General features: G+C 70.2%; 22 protein-coding genes. 14 read left to right on the plus strand and 8 right to left on the minus strand.

Translation table 11 applies throughout. The annotated features are described in order from the left end of the window. Positions 1-291: 291 nt before the first annotated feature. Positions 292-1,782 (minus strand): lipopolysaccharide biosynthesis protein, encoded by a 1,491-nt coding sequence (locus NS220_RS13715; protein ID WP_058624596.1) that lies wholly within the window; start codon positions 1,780-1,782, stop codon positions 292-294. A 181-nt stretch (positions 1,783-1,963) separates the two neighbouring features. Between NS220_RS13715 and NS220_RS13720 the strand changes: the two genes are divergently transcribed. Further along, entirely contained in the window at positions 1,964-3,316 is a 1,353-nt protein-coding gene (locus NS220_RS13720) for an O-antigen ligase family protein (RefSeq protein ID WP_058624597.1), read from the plus strand. Between the two features lie 40 nt (positions 3,317-3,356). On the opposite strand, the gene NS220_RS13725 is transcribed toward NS220_RS13720, so the two are convergent. Further along, positions 3,357-4,382: a glycosyltransferase family 2 protein gene (locus NS220_RS13725; protein ID WP_058624598.1), complete on the minus strand. Its 1,026-nt coding sequence runs from the start codon at positions 4,380-4,382 to the stop codon at positions 3,357-3,359. After that, positions 4,379-5,605, minus strand: coding sequence for a glycosyltransferase family 4 protein (locus NS220_RS13730; RefSeq protein WP_058624599.1), 1,227 nt, complete (start codon positions 5,603-5,605; stop codon positions 4,379-4,381). The genes NS220_RS13725 and NS220_RS13730 overlap by 4 nt, the downstream gene beginning before the upstream one ends. Before the next feature lie 286 nt (positions 5,606-5,891). Between NS220_RS13730 and NS220_RS13735 the strand changes: the two genes are divergently transcribed. Together NS220_RS13735 and NS220_RS13740 are read left to right on the plus strand one after the other, a co-directional pair. Next, the gene (locus NS220_RS13735) at positions 5,892-7,031 is read left to right on the plus strand and encodes a glycosyltransferase family 4 protein (RefSeq protein WP_058624600.1); all 1,140 of its coding nucleotides are present in this window, start codon (positions 5,892-5,894) and stop codon (positions 7,029-7,031) included. A gap of 176 nt (positions 7,032-7,207) precedes the next feature. After that, entirely contained in the window at positions 7,208-8,320 is a 1,113-nt protein-coding gene (locus NS220_RS13740) for an acyltransferase family protein (RefSeq protein WP_193755374.1), read from the plus strand. A gap of 12 nt (positions 8,321-8,332) precedes the next feature. On the opposite strand, the gene NS220_RS13745 is transcribed toward NS220_RS13740, so the two are convergent. The 5 genes from NS220_RS13745 to NS220_RS13765 all read right to left on the minus strand — a co-directional run bounded on the left by NS220_RS13745 (position 8,333) and on the right by NS220_RS13765 (position 14,347). Further along, positions 8,333-9,544 (minus strand): ROK family transcriptional regulator, encoded by a 1,212-nt coding sequence (locus NS220_RS13745; protein ID WP_058624602.1) that lies wholly within the window; start codon positions 9,542-9,544, stop codon positions 8,333-8,335. 99 nt (positions 9,545-9,643) lie between these two features. Further along, positions 9,644-10,864 (minus strand): multiple monosaccharide ABC transporter permease, encoded by a 1,221-nt coding sequence (gene mmsB, locus NS220_RS13750; RefSeq protein WP_058595194.1) that lies wholly within the window; start codon positions 10,862-10,864, stop codon positions 9,644-9,646. 5 nt (positions 10,865-10,869) lie between these two features. Then, positions 10,870-12,399 (minus strand): multiple monosaccharide ABC transporter ATP-binding protein, encoded by a 1,530-nt coding sequence (gene mmsA / locus NS220_RS13755; RefSeq protein WP_058624603.1) that lies wholly within the window; start codon positions 12,397-12,399, stop codon positions 10,870-10,872. Positions 12,400-12,465: 66 nt separating this feature from the next. Continuing rightward, entirely contained in the window at positions 12,466-13,584 is a 1,119-nt protein-coding gene (gene chvE, locus NS220_RS13760; RefSeq protein WP_058624604.1) for a multiple monosaccharide ABC transporter substrate-binding protein, read from the minus strand. A gap of 193 nt (positions 13,585-13,777) precedes the next feature. Further along, positions 13,778-14,347 (minus strand): nucleotidyltransferase family protein, encoded by a 570-nt coding sequence (locus tag NS220_RS13765; protein ID WP_058624614.1) that lies wholly within the window; start codon positions 14,345-14,347, stop codon positions 13,778-13,780. A gap of 51 nt (positions 14,348-14,398) precedes the next feature. Here NS220_RS13765 and NS220_RS13770 point away from each other — a divergent pair, with 51 nt between their 5' ends. The 11 genes from NS220_RS13770 to NS220_RS13820 all read left to right on the plus strand — a co-directional run. Further along, positions 14,399-15,361 carry an XdhC family protein gene (locus tag NS220_RS13770; RefSeq protein WP_058624605.1) on the plus strand — a complete coding sequence of 321 codons (963 nt, stop codon included), beginning with the start codon at positions 14,399-14,401 and terminating at the stop codon, positions 15,359-15,361. Continuing rightward, a complete protein-coding gene (locus NS220_RS13775) occupies positions 15,358-16,656 on the plus strand; it encodes an amidohydrolase family protein (RefSeq protein WP_081323187.1) in 1,299 nt (432 codons plus the stop codon). The genes NS220_RS13770 and NS220_RS13775 overlap by 4 nt, the downstream gene beginning before the upstream one ends. Further along, positions 16,653-17,282 carry a helix-turn-helix domain-containing protein gene (locus tag NS220_RS13780; RefSeq protein WP_058624606.1) on the plus strand — a complete coding sequence of 210 codons (630 nt, stop codon included), beginning with the start codon at positions 16,653-16,655 and terminating at the stop codon, positions 17,280-17,282. Before NS220_RS13775 ends, NS220_RS13780 begins: the two co-directional genes overlap by 4 nt. Continuing rightward, entirely contained in the window at positions 17,279-18,226 is a 948-nt protein-coding gene (locus NS220_RS13785) for a PDR/VanB family oxidoreductase (protein ID WP_058624607.1), read from the plus strand. Before NS220_RS13780 ends, NS220_RS13785 begins: the two co-directional genes overlap by 4 nt. A 305-nt stretch (positions 18,227-18,531) precedes the next feature. Then, on the plus strand, positions 18,532-19,797 hold the full coding sequence (locus NS220_RS13790; protein ID WP_058624608.1) for an amidohydrolase family protein: 1,266 nt from the start codon (positions 18,532-18,534) through the stop codon (positions 19,795-19,797). A 25-nt stretch (positions 19,798-19,822) separates the two neighbouring features. Beyond that, a complete protein-coding gene (locus NS220_RS13795; RefSeq protein WP_206542529.1) occupies positions 19,823-20,599 on the plus strand; it encodes an ABC transporter ATP-binding protein in 777 nt (258 codons plus the stop codon). Next, complete coding sequence (locus NS220_RS13800; RefSeq protein ID WP_058624609.1) at positions 20,596-21,486, plus strand: ABC transporter permease; 891 nt, start codon at positions 20,596-20,598, stop codon at positions 21,484-21,486. The genes NS220_RS13795 and NS220_RS13800 overlap by 4 nt, the downstream gene beginning before the upstream one ends. Positions 21,487-21,619: 133 nt before the next feature. Further along, positions 21,620-22,798, plus strand: coding sequence for a hypothetical protein (locus NS220_RS13805; RefSeq protein WP_058624610.1), 1,179 nt, complete (start codon positions 21,620-21,622; stop codon positions 22,796-22,798). Positions 22,799-22,943: 145 nt separating this feature from the next. After that, a complete protein-coding gene (locus NS220_RS13810; RefSeq protein ID WP_058624611.1) occupies positions 22,944-24,275 on the plus strand; it encodes an FAD-binding oxidoreductase in 1,332 nt (443 codons plus the stop codon). After that, complete coding sequence (locus NS220_RS13815) at positions 24,272-25,051, plus strand: creatininase family protein (protein WP_058624612.1); 780 nt, start codon at positions 24,272-24,274, stop codon at positions 25,049-25,051. The genes NS220_RS13810 and NS220_RS13815 overlap by 4 nt, the downstream gene beginning before the upstream one ends. 268 nt (positions 25,052-25,319) lie before the next feature. Next, a partial coding sequence (locus NS220_RS13820; RefSeq protein ID WP_058624613.1) for an MFS transporter occupies positions 25,320-26,538 on the plus strand: 1,219 nt, incomplete at its 3' end.

Consider the following 26,538-nt stretch of genomic DNA (forward strand, 5'->3'; position numbering starts at 1 on the left):
TTCACACCCGTAAGATCGTCGGCAGCGACAGATGTGTATAAGGCACAGGCCTGCGCCTGCACCACGAACGCTCCCCCTCCGCCCACCAGCAGCGTGAGGGCGAGCAGCCACGGCCAGAGCGGCCGGCGCGCAGCCTCGCCGTGTTCCACGGGCACCTCCCGTGCGCCCGTCGGGTCGAGCGCACCCGCCGACGCTAGACCGCTCCGACGACGCCGTCGTGAACGGCGGGGATACGACCTCGGTCCCGGTCCGCGCGGATTCGGTCGTCATCGGCGGGCGAGCCCGGCCCGATCACCCCGGCTGATCGCTGAGACGAGGACGATCCGCGCGTCGACGCGGGAGCATCGTCCGGAGCGTGCGGACGATCAATCGAGCGTCGCGGCGCCCGATCATGGCCAGGACGGCCGCGGCCACCGCCGTCCAGGTGAGGGCGATCACGATCAGACGGACGAAGGGCGGCAACACGTCGAGCGCTACCTCGTCCAGCCCCCACGCGCCGAGGGTCGCGGCACCGCTCACCGCGAGCGGCACGACCGCTGTCGCCAGGAGCGCCCGGACCGGCAGCCCCGCCCGCGGAGCGAACACGAACGTCCCCGACGCCCAGATGAGAAGCTGCCCCAAAGCCACCCCCCAGGCGACCCCGGTCGGGGCCACCGGTGCCAGCACGAGGATCAGGACGACCATCGGCACACGGCCGACGACCTCCGATACGAAGAGCGCGCCGGAGCGCCCCTTCGCGGCGAACCCCCAGTAGTAGGCGTACGCGATCGTCTGGAACACCGCTCCCGCCGCGAGGATCGGAAGGAACTGCGTCGCGGGCAGCCACACGGAGCCGAGCACCACCTCGATCAGCGGTCCGGCGCACACCACGATGAGCCCGGTGGTCGCGAGAAGCGCGTGGCTCACGAGTCTCTGCGCACGAATCAGGGCGTCGTTGAGCGCGGCGGGATCATCGGCGACGTCGGCCAGGCGCGGGAGCACCACCCGGGTCAACGGGGCGGCCACCTGCTGCAAGGGCAGCATGACGAGCTGGAACGCGCGGGCGTAGAAGCCGACGACGGCTGCGGGGTACCACGCGCCCATCGTGACCGTGTCGACATTGGTGGTGACGTAGTGGGCCGCGTGGGTCGCGAGAGTCGACACCCCGAAGACCAGCAGATGCCGCATCGGTGCGCGGCGGGGAAGGCCGGGCATCCACCCCGCGGCGAGACCGGCCCACACGAGCGAGACCAGGGCTGCCACGGTGCCCTGCACCGCGAGAGCCACCACGCCGGAGCCCATGAGTGCGAGAACGACGGCGGTGGCGACCCCCGCGGCGTCGCCGCCGAGCTCCGACGCGGCCAGCCGCGAGAACCGGTCCCGGCGATTCAGCTCCACCTGGAACTGGGCGGTCGCCGCGCGCAGGAAGAACGCGGGCGCGGCGATGAGCACGACCGCCACGAGACGGTCGTCATCGAAGGCGGCGGCGATCGGTCCCGCAGCGGACGCCACCACGAGAGCGAGCACGGCGCCGACGGCGGAGTTGATCCAGAACAGGTTGCTCTTCTGCGCCGGGGAGAGGTTCTTCTCCCGCAGCGCCGCGAGGCTGAGGCCGAAATCGCCGATCACCGCGGCGATGCCCACGATCGCGAGGCCCAGGCTCACGACGCCGAAGTCCGCCGGCCCGATCAGTCGCGCGAGGACGACGATGTTCACGATCTGCAGCGCGTACCTCAGCCACTGCGTCGACAACAGCACCGTCGCCCCCCGGGCGCGGGCACCCGTGGATGCGGGGAGCTTCACGTGACCGTCCTTCTCGTGCCTCGCCGCAGGGGCGGCGCGTTCGCCGGGCAAGACTACGTTCGAGAATCGCCATGGTCGACGAGACGGCTCCCCCACGGCACGGATTTCACCCGGTCGGTCCCCTCGTCGCCCGGACCCCGGCCGCGGCGGACGTCGCGCGGCACACGCCTACCCTGACCGGGTGACTCTGTCCCCCCTCATCGATCAGCGGCCTGCGGCCCGCATCGCGCCCGCCGTCCCCTCCCTCGCTCCGGCGCGATCCGCGACGGCCCGCGCCGCCTCGTACGCACTGCTCCTGCTCTTCTGGGGCGCGTCGATCTCGCTCTCCATCGCGCAGACCCTCACGATGAGCAGACGCGTCGCCGTCGAGGGCGTGAAGACGGCGATCTCGCAGCCCGTCGTCGACGCCTGGTATGTGGGGTTCTTGGTCCCCGCGATCATCGCTCTGCTCGTCCTGCTCTTCCGCGTGGTCTTCGTGCGCAACGACCTCGTCCCGTTGCTGGTGACCCTCACCCCGTGGATCTGGATCAATCTCAACGAGTTCACCCGGGGAAACGTCATCCCCGAGCAGACGATCCTGCCCATCGGTGTGGCACTGACGTTCTGGGCGATCCAGCCTCGCGTGAGCGATCTCAAGCTCTACGCGCTGTTGGCGACGATCCTCGCCGCCGTGTCGATGGCACTGACGTCGAGCGCACCCACGCTGATGTACATGCCGCAGAGTTTCGACGAGGCGACCGAGAAGTCGATCACGGGATTACCCCTGCTCGCCGGGTTCTTCAGCCACCCCAACGCCAACGGCCTCTTCCTCGTGCTGGCTCTTCCCCTGACCTACCTGTTCTCGCGCTGGTACCTCCGTTGGATCACCGCCGGCGTGATCCTCACCGCCATCGTCTGGACGTCGTCGCGTACGGCGCTCTTCGGTGCGGCGGTCTGGCTGGTCGTCATGCTCCTGTCGCTCGCGGTGCGCCGTCGCATCGCCGGCGTCCTCGGGGTCGTCCTGGCCATCCTCATGGTGGCGGTCGTCGTGGTTCCCGTGACCACGACCGACCCCGAGGCGTACACCGAACGCGGAGCCATCTGGCAGTTCAACCTCGCGCAGCTCAGCGGCCTCCACTGGGTCTTCGGGCTCGGCCACAATTGGTACACCGACAACTACCCGATGCTGAAGTCCGCCCTGTCGAGTGCGGCCGGCCACGGCCACAACGTCTTCGTGACCTATACCGTCACCGGCGGCCTCATCCTGGTGAGTCTCATCGCTGTCGTCGTCGTGTTCTCCGCGCGGACCGCGAGCCGTCTGCCCGACCGCGAACGCGTGGGGGCATTCGCGTTCCTCTGCGTGCTGGCCGGTGTGTCGATCACCGAGTCGGCGTGGCGCGTCGAGGCTCCCGACACCCTGTTCGCCGCGATGCTGGTGCCGATCTTCATCATCGCCACCCAGAGCAGCCGGGTGCCCGCGGATGAACCACGCTTCACGGGTGGGCTGACGGGTGAATCTGCCCCGGGTTCCGAGCTGCGCCGCCACCGACGCTAGCCTCGGCCCGTACCGGTCTTCGGAAGACAGACCCGGCGTCTCAGGCGCGCCGATCGAGCGGGGGTCGCCGCAAGACGCGACGCACCAGCGAGCGCAGCCGGCGCAGGTTGGTCGACCCCGGGGGAAGGTCCCACGTGAGCAGCGGACGCAACGTGTCGTCGGAACGACGACGGCCCGACTGGATACGGCGACGCTGTCGAAGCTTCTTCGGCATCTTCAGCGCCACCACGACGAGGGCCTTCACCGCAATCACACCCTGACCACGCAGGACGGCACGCCAGAACGTCAGCGAGTACGCGAAGACGAGGCGCGGCGCGATCGTCGGCAGAAGCCCTCGCGGCACGTTCTTCGCCGCCAGCCACAACAGGTTCTTCAACGTCTGATAGGTCGTGAACCCCGGTATGCGCCCGCTCGTCGCCCCGATGCGGTGGTAGGCGACGGCATCCGGGGCGAGGCGCACTCGCCATCCCCGCAATTGCGCTCGCCAACTCAGATCGACGTCTTCGAAGTAGGCGAAGAAGTCCTCGTCGAAGAGGCCCACCTCCCGCAGCATGTCTGCGCGGTACAGCGTCGATCCACCGCTCGCCCCGAACAGTTCGGTCGCCCCGTCGTAGGCATCCAACCGTTCTTCCCCCCGGCCGCGAGGGAAGGGGAGACCCCATGTCGAATAGCACTCGCCCGTGCTGTCGAGGCGAGACCCGTCCATGGTGACGAACTTGCTCGCGACCATTCCCACGCTGTCGTCGCGGGACATCTCGGCGACGAGTGCGCGCATCCAGTCGGCGTCGGCGATCGCGTCGTTGTTCAGGAGAGCGACGACCTCGTGCCCGCGATGCAGCGCATATCGAATCCCCACGTTCACTCCTCCGGCGAAACCGAGGTTCACCGGCTGCACCAGCAGCGTCACCTCCGGATACCGTTCGCGAATCATCTCGGCCGAGCCGTCCGTGGACCCGTTCTCGACCACGATGACCTCGGCCGGCAGCGTCTGCCGGCGCAGGGAGTCCAGGCATGCGGGGAGGTCTTCCCGCCCGTTCCAGTTCGGGATCACCACGGCGGCGTTCATCGATGCCCTCCTGTCCCGAGCAGGGCATCGTGCAACCGCGCGGGGTACGTCTCGATCGAGAACGCCGACCTCGCCCACTCGCGTGTGCGACGTGCTTCGCGCCACGCCCGCTGGGGCTCGTCGAGCACGCGCAGGAGAGCCGCCGCGACGGCGGCGGCCTCATCGGCGACGACGAGGCCGCCGGTATCGCCCTCCCCGGTGAGCCCCTCGGCTCCCACCGTCGTCGACACCACCGGGATACCGCGCATCAGCGCCTCCACTGTCTTGAACTTCAGACCCGCCCCCATGCGCAGCGGGACGACGACTGCGGTCGCCGACGCGTAGAACGGCTCCAGCGAGGGCACTTCCCCGGTCACGATCAGCAGCGGATCGGCCTCCGCCGCCGCGAGCATCTCGGGGGTCGGCCCCGCACCGGCCAGGACGAACCGCGCGTCCGCGCGCTCCGCGCGAACGCGCGGAATGATGTCGTCGACGAGCCACTTCGCCGCCTGCTCGTTCACGTCGCGGAAGAACGCCCCGACGAAGAGCACAGTGGGGGGCCCCTCGGGCGGACCATCCTCTCCTGCCCCGGCACCGCCCGCGAAGGGCGGGCGCACGACGACGGCTCTGTCCGACGGGACGCCGAGCCCCCGCACGTAGCGGGCATCCTTCTCGCTGAACACGAGGATCGCATCCATTCCGCGGTACAGACGGCCCTCGTCGCGGGCCACGGACCGGTTGCGCCAGAGCCCGAGTGCCCATGCAGGCGAGCCCTTCCGCGTGGCGGCGAAGATGCGCTCGTACGTCTGAACGATCACGTCATGCGCGATCACGATGCACCGCACGTCGCGCCCCCACCTCCGCAGCCCGCGACTCACCCATCCCATCTCCGTCCAATGCGCCTCGAGCAGCTCACTGTTCTTGACGGCTTCGCGCACCCGCCGGGAGCGGAGGACCGCGCGGCGGAACCGCAGCGGGGGCCGCACGGGGAAGAGCCGGATCTGCTGGGTGTCGAGCCACTCATCCCAGGGCCGTGGCGAGCCCGGCGAGCAGACCACGACGTCGATGTCGAGTTCGGCGCGAAGACGGCGCGCCCCTTCCGCGTTGCCCCTCCAGTCGGGGGCGACCAGCGTCACGTGATGACCGAGCGCGCGTAAGGCCCCGATGTGTGCGAGCACGTACTGCCCCCCTGCATGGGGGATGCCGGTATAGGGGACGTGTGCGACCAGACTGACGATCCGCATGGCTTCTCCTCACCGTGCCCCCGCGGCGGGCGGCGTCGTTCCGCCGCAGACACCGCCGGATCTCGGGGGAAGCTACCAATCCCCCCGCGCAGGTCCGGGCCCCGGTCGCCGACGACAGGTCGAGGTGGCACGGCCACCACGGCGATCCCGCCGAGACCCCCCGCGACGAAATTCACCCGGCTCATCGCCCCAACGCAGGGCCGCAGAAATCGGCGGGGCCGGCGGAGGTGCCTCTCGCGGTGGCGGCCATAATCGGCGCAGCGCCCGCCCGAGAAGAGACGAGACCGTGACCGCTCCCCCCGCCCACATCGTGATCGACGCTCGTTCGATGTTCACGTCGACCGGCCGCTATACGCGCAAGCTCATCGAGAACCTCGAGCGACTCGATACCGAGCATCGCTACACGATCGTCCTCCCCCGCGCGCAGGTCGACGAGTGGGAACCGACGAGCCCGCGCTTCTCCACGGTCGGCACCGACACTCCGTACTTCTCCCTGCGCGAGCAGACCGGCTTCGCGCGCGAGCTTCGCCGCCTGCGTCCAGACCTGGTGCACTTCGCCATGCCGCAGCAACCGCTGTACGTCGGCGCCCCTCGGGTCACGACCTTCCACGACATGACTCTGCTGAAGATTCGCAACCACAAGAAGCATCGGGTCGTGTCGGCGCTCAAGCGCGTCGTCGGCGCTGCCGCCTTCGCCGTCTTCGCACATCGCTCGCGCGCCAATCTCGTCGTCAGCAGATACTCGGGGCGGGATCTGATCTCCTACACGCGCGCCGCCGCGCGCACGGTGACGGTGACGTACCCGGCCGCCGATCCGATCACGGATCCCCCTCAGTCCGTGGGGACGCCCTTCCGACGGTTCGTGCTCTACGTGGGTACCCAGGTGCCGTATAAGAACCTTCGCCGCCTGATCGACGCCGTCCTGCGGCTGCGCGCCGACGACGACACCATCGGCCTCATCGTCGCCGGCCGGATCGACGCCGATGGCGCGCGCCTGATCGAGACCCTCGATGAAGGGGCCCGGGAAGGCGTGCAGTTCACCGGCTTCGTGTCGGACGCGCAGCTGCGATGGCTGTACGAGCATGCCGCGGTGTACGCCTTCCCCTCTCTCTACGAGGGATTCGGGCTCCCCGGACTCGAGGCGATGCGGCACGGTTGCCCCGTGGTCAGCAGCGACGCGACGTGCCTGCCCGAGGTCTACGGCGACGCCGCGGAGTACTTCGATCCTCGTCAGGTGCCGGATCTCCACGCCGCTCTCTCGCGCGTGCTCAGCGACCAGGGTCTCGCCGATCGACTCCGCGAGCGCGGGCGGCGACGCGCGGAGATGTACTCGTGGCGATGGATGGCCCTGCGGACCCTGGACGCCTATCGCGATGCCCTGCAGACCGGAAGGGACGGATGCCGCTCGGCCGAGGGTCCCTCATGACGACGGGTGATGAAGGTACGGGTGAATCACTCTCCCGGGAAGCTCGCCATCACACGCCTCCCTCGGCGCGCAGGCCGATGACGCCCGATGCACCCGGCATCCTGACGACGCGCGCTCTGACCTTCCCGACCCTGACGGAGCGAACGCACGGACCAGCCCCTGTCCTGGAAGGCGAGATGACACACACCATCGAGAGGTCATACGACTCTTTCCGCGGCACGAGGCGGCTCCTTCCCCTGGACGGGCTCCGCGCGATCGCCATCCTGCTGGTCTTCACCGGTCACGTGAAGGCACCCGGACCGTGGAACGCGATCCAGGGCGGCGTGGGCGTGACGCTGTTCTTCGTCATCTCCGGCTTCATCATCACCACGCTGCTGCTGAGGGAGAGCGACACCCGCCCGGTCGATTTCGGTGCCTTCTACATCCGCCGCGCGTTCCGCATCCTCCCGGTGTACCTGACGGTGCTCGCGGTGTACTGCGTGCTCATCTTCGTGGTGGGCGCACAGGCCGACCGCCGAGGCGAGTTCGTCCACGCGCTCCCGGGCTATCTGCTGGGGTTCCCCGAGATCGTCCAGCTCACCAACACCGTCGACAACTCCGCGCCGTTCTCGGGTGCCTGGTCGATCGGCATCGAGGACAAGTTCTATCTGGTGTGGCCGGTGGTGGGCTTCCTGCTCCTGCGCCGTCGCTGGGCTGCGCTCGTGCCTCTGCTCCTCGTCGCCGGTGGCGTGCTCACGGTCGTGGGGTTCGGCACTCCCCTCGCGCGCGTCACGCAGCCCTACGTCCACATCATCCTGGGTGTGCTCGTCGCCGCCGGTCTGCACTACCGCCCGTCGTTCACGGTGCTCGCTCGCCTGCTCGGGCGGCGATGGACGACCTGGACGCTCCTCGCGGCGAGCCTGGCGATGGTGGTGTCTCCCGATATCCCGCTCGGCACGGCGTGGTACGTGCCCTACGGGCTTCTCTGGGCGCTCACGATCATCTCGTTGTTCACCGCGCCCGCGGGTGCCGCCGCCTCACTGCTCAGCCTCCGCCCCCTGCTGTTCATCGGGATGGTGAGCTACTCGTTCTATCTCACGCACGCGTTCGTGCTGAATGCTCTCGAGAAACTGCCGGCCGCCGTTCCCTCGTGGGTGCAGTACCCGCTGGGTCTGGCCGGATCCCTCGTGCTGGCGTGGATCTCGTACCGCCTCATCGAAGCTCCCCTCAACCGATGGGGCCATCGAATCGCCCGGCAGCGCGCGGAGCGCTCAGGGCGAGCGGGCGCCGCGTCACCCTCTCGCGGCTGACCGCGGGCTCACTCAGCCGCGGAAGCCCGCGGGGTTCGACAGCAGGTCGGCGAATGCCAACTCCGCGGGGCCCACGAGCATGAGGCGGGAACGCAGGTGCGCGCGTTCGAGGCGGATCGTGCGTCCCTCCGCGCCGAGCGGATGCACGCGCACCGCGTCGGCGAGACGCTCGCGGCTCACCGACAGCAGCGCGCCGAGGTAGCCGGAGAGCACGACCGTCTCCGGGCTGAACGCGTTGACGAAGTTCGTCAGGGCGATCGACAGCACCTCGACCTGACGGGTGACCTCGGCCATCACGCGCGGGTTGCGGGCGACCCCGAGCTCGACGTCGAGCTCATCCTCGTCGAGCTTGCGGCGCCCGAGCAGCGGCTCGATGAGGTCGAGACTGACCTCGGCTTCGAGGCATCCCTTCCGCCCGCACACGCAGCGCCGACCACGGGGGTCGACGACCGTGTGGCCGAGTTCACCGGCGTAGCCCGAGGTTCCGCGCAACAGGGTGCCGTCGATGATGAGTCCGCCGCCGATGCTGTGCATCGCCCCGCCGAGGTAGAGCAGGTTGCCGACGCCCACGCCGACGCCGAAGCGCGACTCGGCGAGCGCGCCGATGCTCGCGTCGTTGCCGGCCGTCACGGGCATGCCGAGCTGGTCGCTCAACCGGGCGGCGACCGGGTCGCGCTTCCAGCCGAGGGTCGGCGAGACGAGGACGGACCCGTTGGCGTTCACCAGGCCGGGCACCGCGAGCCCGGCGCCCACCACCCGGTAGTGACGGTCGATATCGGCACGCATGGCCTCGACCGACGACTCGACGATCTGCACGAACCGTCGCGGCGAGGGCCGGCTCGCGGTGTCGTGGCGGAGCCGTGCGTGCACGACGCCGCCGAGTCCGACGAGGGCGACCGTGACCGCGTGCGGCTCGGCGCGGACGCTGAGGGCGGCGACGTGGTCTTCGGGCTCGATGTCGAGCGTGGGGCGGCCCACCTTGCCGGTGCGCTCCCCACCCGGGGCTTCACGGACGAGACCGAGCTCGGTGAGCTCCATGACCAGCCCGGTCACGGTCGAGCGGTTCAGCCCTGTGGTGGCACCGAGCTGCGCGCGTGAGAGCGCTCCCCGAGAGTGGAGGAGCGACAGCACGGACGCGAGGTTCTGCTGGCGGATCAGGTCGTTGGTCGTACGACCGGCCGGGGGTGCGAGCGGCGTCGCGGGCTCGAACACGGCAGGGGTCATGAGGGGCGCACCTCCCCCATCATCCCATCGGAGCCGCACGGGTGGGAAACGCCGAGACGCGGATGGGGAGCGGGCCCCGGGGCCGCGCTCCCCATCCGATCAGGCACCGCCGTTGCGCCGTTTGTTGAAGATGTCGAACGCGACGGCCAGCAGCAGCACGATGCCCTTGATGGCCATCTGCCAGGCGGCGTCAACGCTCAAGATCGACAGACCCATGTTCAGCACGCCCATGACGAGACCACCGACCACGGCCCCGATCACGGTGCCGATACCGCCCTGGACGGCGGCACCACCGATGAACACGGCGGCGATGGCATCCAGTTCGTAGTTCTGACCGGCGGATGCCACGGCCCCACCGGCGCGAGCCGTGCTGACCACGGCGGCCAGGCCCGCGAGCACACCCATGTTCACGAAGATGAAGAAGTTGACCCACTTCGTCTTCACACCGCTCATCACGGCGGCGAACAGGTTTCCGCCCATCGCGTAGACGTGGCGACCGAAAGTCGTGCGGTTGAGCACGAACGTGTACGCGAGCACCAGCACGGCGAGGATGATCAGCACGATCGGCGTGCCGTTGTACGCGGCGAGGGTGAAGGCGACCGCCATGATGGCCACCGCGGCGATGGCGTTCTTCGCCCAGAACGACCACGCGACCTCGCGGGGCAGCTCGAGACGACGCAGCGTCGCCCGCGTCCGCAGCTGCTGCGCGATGAGCGCGACCACGGCCACGAAGCCCAGCACGACGGTGAGGGAGTCCCACACGCCGACGTAGCCGAGGATCGGCGGCAGCCACCCGGCGCCGATGGCGGTGAAGCCGTCGGGGAGGCCCGCGATGGTGCCCCCGGTGAGCAGAACGAGGGTGAGACCGCGGAACAGCAGCATGCCGGCCAGGGTGACGATGAACGCGGGTATGCCGACGAAGGCGACCCAGAAGCCCTGCCAGGCGCCGACGACGGCGCCGACGGCGAGCGAGAGGATGACGGCCAACCACCAGGGAAGGCCCCACTGGTTCATCGCGATGGCCGCGATCGCGCCGACCATGGCCACCACCGAGCCGACCGACAGGTCGATGTGCCCGGCGATGATCACCATGACCATGCCGATCGCGAGGATCAGCACGTAGGCGTTCTGCTGGATGAGGTTGTTGACGTTACCCGGCATCAGCAGGCGTCCGCCGGTGAGCACCTGGAACAGCACGATGATGATGACCAGGGCGGCGAGGATGCCGAACTGTCGGAAATTGATACGGGACAGGATGCCGCGGCGGCGAGGACCCGGCTGGGTCGGCGCCTCGACCGTCTGAGTGGATGCGGTGGCCATTGCTGTCAGTTCCTTCCGGCGGTCATGTGCCGCATGAGCGTCTCCTGGGTGACATCCGCGCGGCTGACCTCGCCCGTGATGCGTCCCTCGGAGATGGTGTAGATGCGGTCGGAGAGGCCGATGACCTCGGGCAGCTCCGACGAGATGACGATGACGGCCTTCCCCTGAGCCGCGAGTTCGTTGATGATTCCGTAGATCTCGTACTTCGCGCCGACGTCGATGCCGCGGGTCGGCTCATCGAGAATGAGGACGTCGGGTCCGGTGAACATCCACTTCGACAGCACGACCTTCTGCTGGTTGCCGCCGGACAGGCGTCCGGTGATGGCCGCGACGCTGGGGGCCTTGATGTTCATCTTGTAGCGGTAGGAGTCGGCGACCTTGTACTCCCGGTACCGGTCGACCACGCCCAGACGGGCGAGGCGGGCGAGGGCGGATGCCGAGACGTTGACCTGGATGTCGCCGATGAGGTTGAGACCGTACTTCTTGCGATCCTCGGTGGCGTAGGCGATGCCGTGCTTGATCGCGGCGTCGACCGTCCGCACATCGATCTGCTGGCCGTTCTTGTAGACCTCGCCCGAGATGCCCGTGCCGTACATCCGGCCGAAGATGCTCATGGCGAGCTCGGTGCGGCCGGCGCCCATGAGGCCCGCGAAACCGACGATCTCGCCCGCGCGCACCATGAACGAGGCGTTGTCGATGACGACGCGCTCGGTGTCGACGGGGTGGTGCACCGTCCAGTTCTCGACGCGGAACAGCTCGTCGCCGATGTCGGGCTCGCGCGGCGGGAAGAGGCTGTTGAGGTCGCGGCCGACCATGGCGCGGATGATGCGCCCCTCGTCGGTCTCGGGATCGTCGCGACGCATGGTCTCGATCGTGCGACCGTCGCGGATGATCGTGATGCGGTCGGCGATGCGGAGCACCTCTTTCAGCTTGTGGCTGATGATGATGCAGGTGATGCCCTGGTCGCGCAGCTGGTCGATGAGGTCGAGCAGGTGCGCGGAGTCGTCGTCGTTCAAAGCCGCGGTGGGCTCGTCGAGGATGAGGAGCTTGACCTCCTTGGCCAGGGCCTTGGCGATCTCGACGAGCTGCTGCTTGCCGACGCCGATCTCGTAGATCTTCGTCGCGGGGCTCTCCCGCAAGCCGACGCGCTTGAGCAACTCGGCGGCGGCGGTGTTCGTCGCGTTCCAGTCGATGACGCCGCGGCGGGCCTTCTCGTTGCCGAGGAAGATGTTCTCCGCGATCGACAGGTACGGGCTGAGCGCCAGCTCCTGGTGGATGATCACGATGCCGGCGGCCTCGCTGTCGTTGATCGAGCGGAACGCCACCTCCTCACCCTCGAGCGTGATGCTGCCCTCGAAGCTCCCCGCCGGGTAGACCCCGCTGAGCACCTTCATGAGGGTGGACTTGCCGGCACCGTTCTCGCCGCAGATCGCGTGCACTTCACCGCGATGAACGTCGACAGAGACGTCGGCGAGAGCCGGGACGCCGTTGAACGACTTGGAGATCCCCGACATGCGCAGGATCGGTTCGGTCATGGTTGTCCCTCCGTCAGGGATCGAGCGGCGGGGCGGGCCGAAGCCCGCCCCGCCGCGAGGGATGGATCAGAGTCCGACGTCGGACGCCTTCAGGAAGCCCGAGTCGATGAGCTTCGACTGCACGTCGGCCTTGGTGACCACCTCGGGGGTCAGCAGGTACGACGGGACGACCTTCTTGCCGTTGTCGTAGGTCTTCTCATCGTTGACCTCGACGGTCTTGCCGTCCTTGATCTCCTGGATCATCGTGAAGACGCGGTCGCCGAGGGCGCGGGTGTCCTTCCACACGGTCATCGACTGAGCGCCGTCGAGGATCGCCTTGACGTTGGCCTTGTCGGCATCCTGCCCCGTGATGATCGGGTAGTCGGCGCCCGGGGTGTATCCGGCCGACTTCAGCGACGCCTCGATACCGATGGCGAGGCTGTCGTTGGGCGAGAGCACCACGTTGACCTTCTTGCCGTCGCCGTAGAACGACGACAGGCGGTTGTCCATCTCGGCCTGCGCCTTGTCGGAGGCCCAGCCCTGGATGCCGATCGACGCCCACGCGTCGTCGTTCGCGGGCGACTTGCCGCTGGGAACGACGAGCTGGCCCTTGTCGACGTAGGGCTTCAGGACGTCCCACGCGCCGGCGAAGAAGAACTTCGCGTTGTTGTCGTCGGGGCTGCCGGCGAAGGGCTCGAGGTTGAAGGGCCCCTTGCCGTCCTTGAGGCCCAGCTGCGTCTCGATGTACTGGCCCTGGAGGGTGCCGACCTTGTAGTTGTCGAACGTGGCGTAGTAGTCGACGTTCTCGCTGCCGTTGATCAGGCGGTCGTAGGCGATGACCGTGGCGTTCTGCGCCTTGGCCTCCTGGAGCACCGGGCCCAGCGTCGATCCGTCGATCGCGGCGATCACGAGGATCTTCGCGCCGCCCGAGATCTGGTTCTGGATCTGGCTGATCTGCTGGTCGGTCTTGTTGTCTGCGTACTGCAGGTCGACGGTGCAGCCGGCGTCCTGGAGCTTCTTCTGCAGCTGCTCACCGTCGTTGATCCAGCGCTCAAGGCTGCGCGTCGGCATCGCGATGCCGACGTTGCACTCGGTGCCGCCACCGGCGGCGTCGCCCCCACCGGAGGTCGTGCGCTCCGCGCTGCACGCTCCGAGACCGACGGCGAGAGCGGCGATGGCCGCACCGGTCAGGATTTTCTTCAGCATGTGATCTGCGTTCCTCTCTGAACTGCAGGGACCCCCGTGGTCGTACCCGTGCCCTCCCCGGCACAGATCGGGTACGCCTTCGTCCCGGCTTCTTGGTGCCGTCGCAATTATGACGGCTCCGAAAAATTATCTAGCCGAGAGGGTTTTGTCTATAGCCACGTCAAAATTCATCTCGGTCGTGATCAGACCGTGATCAGCTCTCGTCGCGGTCGGCCCCCGACCACAGATCGCCGCACTCCACGAGCTCGGCCTGCTGCGCGATGAGGTAGGGGCGGGCCCCGATGTCGCCGCGGACCGCGGCTCTCACCGCGCTCCACTGTGCGCGCCCGATCAGCACGGGGTGTCCCGGCACCCCGTCGTAGACCGCCTGCGCGAGGGCATCGGGCCGCGCGCGACGGACGAGCCGTGCGATCGCGGCGGGGCTGGCATCCGGGGTGTCGACCGGCATGATGACCGCGGCCGGGGAGGTTCCGGATGCCGCGTGCGCGAGGCTCGCGCGAAGGGATGCCGCAACTCCCGATGCCCAGTCGGGCACGGGGACGATCGCGGCGTCGGCAGGGACGAGCGGGGCGGCCTCTTCGAGCGACGCCCCGAGGGCGACGAGGATCTCGCCGCACCCTCCGGCGCGCAGCGCGCGGACCGCGAGAGCGATCCAGGGGGTGCCCGAGGGGGTGCGGGCGAGCGCCTTGGGCCCACCGAATCGGCGACCGGCACCGGCCGCCAGGACCACTCCGCACGGCGGCTCGGGGGGAACGGCGGGCATGGTCACGACAGCGTAGCGTGCGCGAAACACACCCCGACTACCGTCGCGTCCATGCTCGAACTGGCCGCCGACCTGCTGCCGCTGCTCAACGCGGGAGTGCCCGTCGCCGCGGTCACGGTCACCGCGGTCGTGCGCAGTGCGCCTCGCGGAGTGGGGGCCACCCTGGCGGTCACGCGCGATGCCCGCGTGATCGGCTCGATCTCGGGCGGGTGCGTCGAGAGCGACGCCGTCATGCTCGGCCTCGACGCGCTGCGTACCGGCACGGTGCGTCGCGCGCGCTTCGGGTTCTCGGACGACGGCGTGGTCACCCCCATCGCCGCGGGACTCGCCTGCGGCGGAGCGGTGGACGTGGTGGCGTACCCGATCGAGGGCACCGTGGCGCGGGCGGCCTTGGGGGACGCCCGCGCCGGTCGGGAGGCGACGCTCCGCCTCGACCTCGACGGCGAGCCGCTCGTGCTGCACCGACCGGCCCTTCCGCGGCTGATCGTGCTGGGCGCGGGAGAGCACGCCGCCGCCCTCTGCCGCCTCGGCGCCGCCGCGGGCTTCGCCGTGACGGTCTGCGACGATTGGGCCCTCCTCGTCACGCGCGAGCGGTTCCCGGATGCCGCCGAGCTCGTCGTCGCGGCCCCATACGACTACCTCGCGACCCTGGACTCCCCCGACGCTCGCACCGCGGTCTGCGTCCTCACCCACGACGAGCGCCTCGACGTCCCCGCCCTGCGCGAAGCCCTGCGGATGCCGGTCGGCTTCGTCGGAGCGATGGGCGCACGCGCCACGGTCGCGCGTCGCGCGATGCTGCTCCGGTCCGCCGGAGTCACGGATGCCGAGCTCTCGCGCCTGCACTCCCCCCTCGGCCTCGACCTCGGCGGCGCCACCCCCGAGGAGACCGCGCTCTCGGTGATCGCCGAGATCGTGGCATCCCGGAACTCCGCCAGCGCACGGCCGCTGCGCGAGGGACACGGAGCCGTGCGAGGGCGAGACGCGGCGGCGTCCTGCGCGGTGAGGAGCGCGTGAGCGTTCTGGTCGTCCGCGGCGCTGTCGCGGTCATCGACGGTGACGGCGGGGTGCACACGGGAGATGTCGTCAGCGTCGACGGAAGGATCGTCGACACCGCCGCCCCGGCGGGAGCGACGGTCGTGGACGCCTCCGGCTGCGTGATCACCCCGGGGCTCGTCAATGCGCACCACCACCTCCTGCAGACGGCGTTTCGCACCCTGTCGGGCACGCGCGGTATCCCGATGCGCGAGTGGCTCCCGACGATGGCGGCGGCCTACACCGCCGCGGGGGTCGACCCCGAGCTGACCGGTCTCGCCGCCCGCGCGGGGCTCGCCGAGGCGTTGCTGAGCGGGGTCACCACTGTCGCCGACCATCACCTGACCTGGCCGAGCGGCGCCGACACGGTCGGCATGGCCCGCGCCGCCGCGGCGGCATCCGGCGAGCTCGGCACCCGTCTGGCGTTCGTCCGCGGGGCCGCTCGAGACGATCCGCAAGAGGCAGCGCTCTCGGCCGAGGCGATCGTGCGGGCGCTCCTGCCCGACGTCCACGGCGGCGTCTCCGCCGACGGGATGCTGCAGGTCGCCGTCGGCCCCGCCGGCGTGCACAGCGACCCGCGCGAGACGTTCGCCCTGCTGGGCGAGGTCGCCCGCGCGCACGGACTGCGGCGGCGGACCCAGGCGAACGAGGTCGTCGACGTCGAGATCGCCCTCGACCGCTACGGCATCCGCCCCCTCGACCTGCTCGAGGAATGGGGTTGGCTCGCGCCCGACGTGACCCTCGCCCACCTGTGCGACGTCACCGCCGACGAGATCGCCCGTATCGCGGCATCCGGGGTCTCCGCAACCCACGCACCCGGCTGCGACGTGCCGATGGGGTGGGGCATCGCTCCGGTCCGCCGCCTGCTCGACGCCGGAATCGCCGTGGGCCTCGGCACGAGCGGCGGCGGCAGCAACGACGCGGGGCACCTTCTCGCGGACGCGCGTCTGGCGATGCAGGTCTCGGCACTCGTGGGGCCGCAGCTACCGGCATCCGACGTCCTGTCTCTCGCGACGACGGGTTCGGCGGACGGCCTGGGACGGCCGGAGCTGGGTCGACTGACCCCCGGGTCCGCCGCCGACCTCTGCCTGTGGGATGTCTCGGGAGTGGCGGATGCCGGCGTCGCCGACGCCGTCTCGGGTCTTCTGTGGGCGTCGCCCGGGCGCCGCCCGCGCACGGTCGTCGTGGGGGGTCGGATCGTCGTCGACGAGGGGCGTCTGCTGACCGCCGACGAGCACGAGATCGTCGCGCGGCTGTTCGAGAGGGTGGGACGATGACGACCATGGCTCCTGCGACGTCGGTCGATGACTCCCCCACCGGTGACGAGAGACTCGGTGCCCGCGTCCGGGGTCTCCGCAAGGCGCGCGGGCTCACCCTCACGCAGCTCGCCGAGGCCGCCGCGCTGTCGCACCCGTTCCTCAGCCAGCTCGAGCGTGGACTCGCGCGACCGAGCATGGCGAGCCTCGAGCGTCTCGCCCGCGCGCTGGGGACGAGCCGGGTCGAGCTGATCGCGGCCTCGGAGCCGCGCCGCACCGACACAGACGCGGAGCCGTCGTTCGTGCTCGCCGACGAGGGTGCGATCGGGCCGTATGCCGAGGGGACCGCGCGCCTCCTCGCCGACGGGCCGCGGCGCTTCGAGCCGCTCGAGTTCTCGGGATCGAACGCCGAGGCGGGTGACCACTACGTGCACGACGAGGACGAGTTCCTCACCGTGTTGGAGGGGACGATCGTGATCTCGTTCGGACTCTTCGGCGAACGGCGGCTCACGGTGGGCGACTCGGTCTACTGCCGTTCGGGAACACCCCACCGCTGGCACTCGCCCGACGGATCGCCGTACCGGCTGCTGATCGTCAAAGAACTCGTGCACGGCTCGATGGACGATGTGCCCCAGGGAGACACATGAGCGCGGGAATGACCTTCGAGGCCATCGTGCGGGAGCGGCGGGAAGCCGCCGACGGCGTGGTGGTGCTCGACCTCGAACGCACGAGCGGCACCCTGCCGCACTGGTCGCCGGGCGCGCACATCGACGTCGTCCTGCCCGGTGGCATCGAGCGGCAGTATTCGCTGTGCGGGTCGCCGAGCGCTCGCGGGACCTGGCGCATCGGCGTGCTCCGCGAACGCGAGGGCTCCGTGTGGCTGCACGAGAACGCTCACGTGGGCGAGACGCTCCGCGTGCGCGGACCCGCCAACCACTTCCTCTTCGCACCCACCGCGGGGCGGTCGTACCTGTTCGTGGCGGGCGGGATCGGCATCACGCCGATCGTGCCGATGATCGAGGCGGCCGAGGCCGCGGGCGCCGCGTGGACGCTGCTCTACGCGGGACGCTCGCGCCGGACGATGGCATTCGTCGACGAGCTGGTCGAGCGGTACGGCGAGCGCGTCGAGGTCTTCGCGGCCGACGAGGGGCGCCGCCTCGATCTGCCCGCGCGCTTCGCCACCCCGACGGCACGGACCGTCGTCTACTCGTGCGGGCCGGCGCGCCTGCTCGCGGCCCTCGAAGAGGCGATGTCGGACTGGCCTCGCGGCAGCCTGCACCTCGAGCGCTTCGAGGCGAAGGTTCTCGGGCCGCCGGTGTGGGCAGAGGCCTTCGAGGTCGACCTCATGATGTCGGGCCTGACCGTGACGGTGCCGCCGGAGCGCTCGATCCTCGACGTCGTCGAGGAGGCGGGCGCGGTCGTGCCCTCGAGCTGCCGGGTCGGCACGTGCGGGACATGCGAGGTGCCGGTGATCGACGGCGAGGTCGAGCACCGCGACTCGGTGCTGTCGCCGGAGGAACAGGACGCGAACCGCTCGATGATGGTGTGCGTCTCGCGCGCGGCGTGCGGGCGGATCACGCTCGAGCTCTGACGCGCGCGGCATCCCTGCCGTCACCAGGACAGGGGATGCGACGGGAACAGGCCGATCCGGCGCGGATGGGCCTGTTCTGGTCGCATCCCCTGTTGTCATGACGGCGCGCGGCGGCGCCCACGGCGCGCGGCGAAAGGTTTGTCACGAGGGTCACGCCGAGGAAATACAGCGGAAACGCGCGGTTCCTAGCATCGGAACATCGCCGGATGTTGGTCACACCAACACTGGCCGGCCGCCCTCGGCGACCCGCCCCGATGCCGTGGCTCCCGTCTCGACGACCGTCTACCCGATTCCTCGGAGGCCCCGTGTCTGCCGCTCCGCCCGTCTCCCTCGCCGCTCTCCGCGGTGCGCGCCTGCCCTCGGGCGCGCTCGTCGACATCGCGCTCGACGGTGACGAGGTGCTCGCGGTGGTTCCGGCGGGAACACCCCTCCCCGACACCGACGGAGAGACGCTCGACCTCACCGGCTACCTGCTCACCGCGGCCGGAGCCGAACCGCACGCGCACCTCGACAAGGCCCTGTCGTGGGATGCCATCCAGCCCCCGTTCGGTGACCTCGAGCGCGCGATCGAGAGCTGGCACGCCTTCGCCGTCACGCTCGACGAGGACGAGACCCTCGGGCGGGCACGGACCACGGCGCTGCGGATGCTGGCATCCGGGATCACCGCGGTGCGCACCCACGTCGACCTCCTCCGCGGCGACGACCCCCTCACCGGGGTCCGCGCGATGGTGCGCCTGCGCGAAGAGCTCACGGGCCTGATGGACATCGAGCTCGTCGCGCTCGGCGGACCCACGATCACCGACGACGTCTTCGACGCCGCTCTCGACGCGGGCGTCGATCTCGTCGGGGGCGCCCCGCACCTCGCCGAAGAGCCGATCGCCGACCTCGAGCGCCTCATCGCCCTCGCTCGCCGCCGCGACGTCGGACTCGACCTGCACACCGACGAGAGCCTCGCCGGGGCCGACACCCTCGCGACCTACGCCCGCGCGGTGACGGGCTGGCACCGCCCCCGCAGCGCCGGCCACTGCGTGCGCCTCAGCATGATGACCGCCACGGATCTCTCCGAGCTGGCAGAGCAGATCCGCCTCGCCGACATCGGCGTGATCGCCCTCCCGATCACCAACCTGTACCTGCAGGGGTGGGAGGACGACCACGCCGTGCCCCGCGGGATCGCGCCGATCGGCCGCCTGAAAGCCGCGGGCGTCCGCGTCGCCGCGGGAGCCGACAACGTCCGCGACCCCTTCAACCCCGTCGGTCGGTGCGACCACCTCGAGACCGCGTCCCTGCTCGTCGCGGCGGGGCACCTCGCCCCGACGGAGGCGATGGATGCCGTGACCGTCGGCGCGCGCGACGTGATGGGGCTCCCCGTCGCAGGTCCCGCGCCCGGTGCCCGAGCCGACCTCGTCGCGATCCGTGCCGACTCGCTCGAGGAAGCCGTGGCCTTCGCGTCCGCCGACCGGGTCGTCATCCACCGTGGCCGTCTCGTCAGCCGAACCACCGTCTCCACCGAGACGGCCGCTCCCCGCACCACCGAACCCGCCCGCGCCGCCGCATCCGCGACGACTCCCTGAACCCGACCGGAAAGTGAGCGCCCCCGTGACCTTGGCCTCTCCCGCTCCCGCAGACATCGCGGACCCGACCGCGCCTCTGCTGGACTTCCGCAACGTCGCCATGACGTTCCCCAACGGCACCACCGCCCTCTCCGGCGTCGACCTCACGGTCGGCCGCGGCGAGTTCGTCAGCGTCGTCGGCCCCTCGGGCTGCGGCAAATCGACGCTCCTGCGCATCGCCTCCGGTCTCGAGACCGCGAGCGAGGGCACGGCGACCGTCAACACCGATCGCATCGGCTACGTCTTCCAGGACGCGACGCTCCTGCCCTGGCGCGACGTGCAGTCGAACGTCGAACTGCTGGCCGAGCTGAACTGGCAGCCCAAGCGCGTCCGGACGCCGAAAGCCCAGTGGGCGATCGACCTCGTGGGGCTCAAGGGCTTCGAGAAGCACCTGCCCAAGCAGATGTCGGGCGGCATGAAGATGCGCGCCTCGCTCGCCCGCTCGCTCACCCTCGACCCCGAGCTCTTCCTCTTCGACGAGCCGTTCGGCGCGCTCGACGAGATCACCCGCGAGCGCCTGAACGACGAGCTGCTCAAGATCTTCGTCGAGCAGAAGTTCGGCGGACTCTTCATCACCCACTCGGTCTCCGAGGCCATCTACCTCTCCACCAAAGTCGTCGTGATGTCGGGTCGCCCCGGTCACCTCGTCGACACCTTCGAGATCCCCTTCGACATGCCCCGCGACCCCGAGATCCGCTACACGGCCGAGTACGCGAAGCTCGTCGGCGAGGTCTCCCACGCCCTTCGGGAAGGACACTCATGAGCACCACCTCCGCAGAGCCGGTCGCCACCCTGTCGCCCGAGCCCACGGCATCCACTCCTCCGCCCACTCCGCCGAAGCCGCGCACGCCCGCGCGTCGTCGGGGCTTCGGCTCTCGAGCCGCGTCGATCCTGCCGCCGCTGGGCGTGCTGGTCGTCCTGCTCGGTGCCTGGTACGGCGTCTCCATCGCCCTCGCGGCGTCGGGCAAGGGCTTCCTCATGCCCATGCCCCACGAGATGTTCACGCAGGGCTTCTTCAACCCCCAGGTCGGCTCCGACATCTGGATCGCCCTGTTCCGCACCACCGGCGTCGCCCTCACGGGACTCGCGATCGCCATGGTCATCGGCATCGGCTGGGCCATCGCGATGTCGCTGGCCCGCTGGGTCGAGCGCTCCACCTACGCGTACGCCGTGATGCTCCAGTGCATCCCGATCCTCGCCCTGGTTCCCCTCGTGGGCTTCTGGTTCGGCTACGAGTTCCTCGCCCGCGTCATCGTCTGCGTCCTCATCGCACTGTTCCCGATGGTGTCGAACACCCTGTTCGGCCTGCAGTCGGTCGACAAGTCGCAGCGCGAGCTCTTCCGCCTGCAGAAGGCCGACAAGTGGACGGTGCTGACCAAGCTCACGCTCCCCGCCGCCCTTCCCTCGATCTTCGTGGGCATGCGAACCTCGGCCGGCCTCTCGGTCATCGGAGCGATCGTGGGCGACTACTTCTTCCGCCGCGGTGAGCCGGGCATCGGCTCGCTCATCTCGAACTACCAGTCGCGCCTGCAGAGCGCCGAGCTGTTCGCCGCCATCCTCGCGGCGTGCCTGCTGGGCGTGGCGATCTTCGCCTTCTTCGGCTGGCTGTCGAAGGTGGCCGTCGGCCGCTGGTACGACAGCACGCGCTGACCCCCCTTCCGGATGCCACGGCCTCCCGCCGCGTCACGCGTGCGGGAGGCGGCATCCGGCGTACCCGAAACACCCCTGTACCTGCTCCACCTTCCGCACCCGAGCCCCATCACGTCACAGAAAGCGACCCCGCATGCAGCGCTCCACCCTTCTTCGCGCCACCGCCGCCACCGGTGCCTTCGCGATCGCCCTCACGCTCACCTCGTGCGCGGGAAGCGCCGCGGACCAGGCGGCCCCGGCGACCGACATGCCGATCGGGTCGGTCGACCTCTCGGCCGACTGCCCCTCGACGATCGTCGTCCAGACCGACTGGAACCCCGAGGCCGAGCACGGTCACCTCTACGAGATGATCAAGGACAAGTACACGATCGACGCCAACACCAAGGCGGTCACCGGCCCCCTCATGTCGGACGGCGAGTACACCGGCGTGAACCTCGAGATCCGCGCCGGCGGCCCCGCGATCGGCTTCCAGACCGTCTCGGCGCAGATGTACCAGGACGACAAGATCACCCTCGGCTACGTGAGCACCGACGAGGCGATCCAGCTCTCGGCCACCACACCGACCAAGGCCGTGTTCGCGCCCCTGGACATCAGCCCGACGATGGTCATGTGGGACCCCGCGACCTACCCCGACGTCAAGACCATCAAGGACGTCGCCCCGGCGCTGGAGAAGAACGGCGGCGTGTGGCGCTACTTCGACGGCTCCGCGTACATCGAGTACCTCAAGAGCGCGGGCCTGGCCAACGCCTCGATCCTCGACGGCTCGTACGACGGCACCCCGTCGAACTTCGTCGCCGCCGGCGGCAAGGACATGCAGCAGGGCTTCGCGTCGGCGGAGCCGTACGTCTACCAGAACGAGGTCTCGGCCTGGGGCAAGCCGGTGAAGTTCGCCCTCATCCACGACGCGGGATGGCAGACCTACCAGTCGTCGATGTCGGTGAAGAAGGACAAGTTCGACGAGCTGTCGCCGTGCCTGTCGAAGCTCGTCCCGGTGCTGCAGAAGGCGGGCGTGGCTTACTACAAGGACCCGAAGGCCGCGAACGACCTGATCCTCAAGCTGGTCGACGAGTACGCCACCGGCTGGACCTACACGCAGGGCGTCGCCGACTACTCGGTCAAGACGCAGGTCGACCTCGGCCTCGTCGGCAACGGCCCCGACTCGACCTACGGCGACTTCGACGACACCCGCTTCGCGGACTTCTACACGAAGGCGGCCAAGGTCTACACGGACCTCGGCACCCCGCCGGCGTCGGGTGAGACCGCGAAGGACCTCTACACGAACGAGTTCATCGACAAGAGCATCTCGTTCTGAACCGAACGGCCCGGCCCGCCTCGCGCGGGTCGGGCCGCCCCGGTGGCTTCGACAGGCTCAGCCCCTCCCCCGCAACCGAGGTCCCTGAGCACGTCGAAGGGACCGGAACCCCCTTCCCGCAACCCGTTTCACCCGGAGAAACCCCATGAGCGACACCGCCACCCGCGTCCTCTCCCTCGAGGACGACCTCCTCGACCTGCTCGGCCCCGCCGCCGTCAGCACCGAACCGCGTGTGCGAGAGCGCGCCAGCGTCGACGGATCGCCGATGTCGCCGATCATCGCCGCCCAGCTTCCGCTCGGGCTCGCCGACCTCGTGGTCTTCGCCGAGAACGCCGAGCAGATCGCCACGGCCGTGGCCGCGGCATCCCGTCACGGGGTCCCGATCACCGTGCGCGGCAAGGGGACCGGCAACTACGGCCAGGCCATCCCGATGCAGGGCGGCCTCGTCGTCGACACCACGCGCGCCAAGGCCATCGTCGAAGTCGGCGACGGCTACATCACCGCGGAGGCCGGCACCCCGATGGTCCTGCTCGAGCAGGCCGCGTGGGCCGCGGGACAGGCGCTGTGGATGTACCCCTCCACCGCGCAGTCGACCCTCGGCGGCTTCCTCTCCGGCGGCTCGGGCGGCACCGGGTCGATCGAGCACGGCTCGAACGACCGCGGCTTCGTCGCCGCCCTCGATGTCGTGCACGCCGACGGCAGCGACGAGATCCACCACGTCGAGGGCGACGAGGCCCAGAAGTACGTGCACAACTACGGCACCGCCGGCGTCATCGTGCGGGCCACGGTCCGGCTGGAGCCGCTCCGGGAGTGGCGCGGGCTCTGGGCGAGCTTCCCCGACTTCGCCGGGACCCTCTCGGTCGTGCAGACGATCGGCAACCTCGACCCCTCGCCTCGGCTGGTGTCGGGCGATGGGCCCGAGATCTCGGCATCCCTCCCCTCCGACGAGGCCATCCCGGAGGGTCGGTCGAGCCTGCGGGTCATCCTGGACGCCGGGCAGATCGACGCCGTGACCGCGATCATCGAGGGCTCGGGCGGCCGCGTCGAGGCGGTGCGCGAGGGACCGCAGGCCAGCATCCGCCTGTCGATGCTGAGCTACAACCACCCGATCGAGTGGTACCAGAAGAGCCAGCCGCACGAGGTGTTCCACCTCGAGGTGGCCGGGGCGCCCCTGGCCGACGACATCGCGGTGGTCGAGGCGGTGTTCCCCGGCTCGCACCTGCACATCGAGTCGACCAAGGCGTTCCCGATCGGGATGCTCGCCGCGCCCTACGTCAGCGAGGAGGACGTGTACCGCGGCATCGCCGAGCTGAACGCGATCGGCGTGGGCGTGCACAACCCGCACCAGTGGAACGTCGACTTCAACGTCGAGCAGACCGTCGAGACCGCGCGCTCGACCGACCCGAACGGGCTGCTGAACCCCGGCAAGCTCGACCCCGACTACGCCGGCGCGCGCAAGGGAGCGATCATCTCATGACCCGTCTGCTGGCCGAGCTGAGCGGACCCGCCGCCGCCGAGGCCCTCACCGAAAAGTCGATCGTGGTCCTGCCCACGGGCGCGATCGAGCACCACGGTCCGCACCTGCCCCTGGCGACGGATGCCATCGTCGCCGAGGCCTCCGCGACGGCCGCCGTCGCGCGGGCGGCGGCGCAGGGCCTGGACGTCTGGCAGCTGCCGACCCTGTCGATCACGAAGTCGGACGAGCACTCGTGGGCGCCCGGGACGCTGTGGCTCACGCCCGAGACGATGATGCAGACGATCGTCGACATCGGCCGGTCGCTGCTGACGACCCGCGCCCGCACCCTCGTCTTCCTCAACGGGCACGGTGGCAACGTCGCCCTGTTGAACGTCGCGAACCGGGAGCTCCGCCGCCGCTTCGGCCTGCGCACGTTCTTCATGCCGGCCGCGCGCGTTCCCTCGTTCGACGGCACCGACGGAGGCCCGAACGAGCACGGCACCGGCATCCACGCCGGACACGGCGAGACGAGCATGATCATGCACCTGCGGCCCGAGCTCGTGGACGCCACGACATTCGAGGCCACGGTGCCCGCGCACATCGGCGACTTCAGGCACATCGGGTTCAACGGCAAGCCCGTCACGTTCGGGTGGCTGTCGAACGACTTCGGGCCGACCGGCGTCCTCGGCGACCCCACGGGCGCGAACGCCGCGCACGGTGCGCAGCTGTTCGAGGACAGCGTCTCGTTCGTCGTCGAGGCGCTCGAGGAGATCAGCCGATTCGACTACACGGCGTGATCTCCGCGCGGCGGGGTGCACGACTCCTGCAGATCCGGCCGGCGAGCCTCGGAACGGCTTCGCGGCGCGCATTCTGCAGGAGCTGTGCGGCCGCGAGGCGCGAGCCCGCCGCCCTGCGCGCGGCGGCTGGCCTCCGGCCCCTGCGGCACAACTCCTGCACGAGCCGGTCGGGGGCGCGTAGGACTCTCGCGAAACGCGGATATCGCAGGAGTTGTGCCGGCGTCGACACGGGGCTGGTACCGGATGCCGCGGGTCGGGCGGCGCGCGCGTGAGCGTGGACGCCGAACCGGCGCGGGGCGTGCGGGCCTACGGGCAGGTCCTGCGCCTGCCCGGGGCGCGGAGCTTCGTCGCCGCGGGCATCCTCGCGCGCTTCCCGCGGGCGACGCTGTCGCTCGGCATCATCCTGCTGGTCTCCTCCGCGACCGGCAGCTTCGCCTCCGCCGGACTCGTCGTGGCCCCGCTCGTCGGCGGGATGGCGATCGCCGCTCCCCTGTGGTCGTCGCGCATGGACCGGCACGGCCAGGCCCGCGTCATCCTGATCTCGCTCGGATGCCTCGTGCTCGCGGCATCCGGATTCCTCGCCCTCGTGCTCACGGGGGCGCCGTTCTGGACGTGGCTCGTCGCCGCGTTCGTCACGGGGGCGGCGACTCCCGACCTGACCTCGGCCGTGCGGGCGCGGTGGACCGTGCTCGCGCCGGAGTCGCAGCGCACCCCCGCCCTCGCGCTCGAGACGATCGCCGATCAGATGGTGTTCATCTCGGGGCCGCCGGCCATCACCGCGGTGGCCGCCCCGATCGATCCCGCCGTGGCGATGCTCGGCTCGCTCGGGCTCGGAGTGATCGGCGGGGTGTGGCTCGCCGCGCAGCGCGGCACGCAACCGGCGCCGACGCCGCGCGGTCCCCGGCGCGGGGTGGTGCTGCCGCCCGCGGGAGTGATCCCGATCGCGATCGCGTGCATCGCCCTCGGTGGCGTGTTCGGATCGTTCGACGTCAGCCTGGTCGGCTGGGCGGAGGTGAGCGAGCGGCCGTGGCTCGCGGGCCCCGCGTTCAGCGCGCTGGCCGTGGCGATCGCGATCGGCTCGGTCGTCACCGGAGCACGGACCTGGAGGCTCTCCCCCGCCGCGCGCTACATCTTCTTCGCGGCGCTCGCCTGCGCGGTCGCCCTCGCCCTGCCGTTCGCGCAGGGGTCCGCTCCGGTGCTGTTCGGGGTGATCCTGCTGCTCGGGCTCGCGGTGTCGCCGGTGATGGTGTCGGGGATCCTGGTGGCATCCGCCCGCGCTCCCGAGGGGCGCGTGACCGAGACCCTCGCGTATCCCACCGCCGCGATGTCGCTGGGTGTTCCGATCGGTGGGGTGATCGCGGGAGCGGCACTGGATGCCACGGGCCCGGCCGCGGCGCTGGTGACGATCGCGGTGTCGCTGGCCCTGGCTGCGGCGATCGCCGCGGCGGGCGAGGCGGTGCTGCGGGTCGGGCGGCGGGAGGGCGCGT

Origin of the sequence: Microbacterium testaceum (assembly GCF_001476655.1) — a bacterium.
Lineage (GTDB): Bacteria > Actinomycetota > Actinomycetes > Actinomycetales > Microbacteriaceae > Microbacterium > Microbacterium testaceum_C.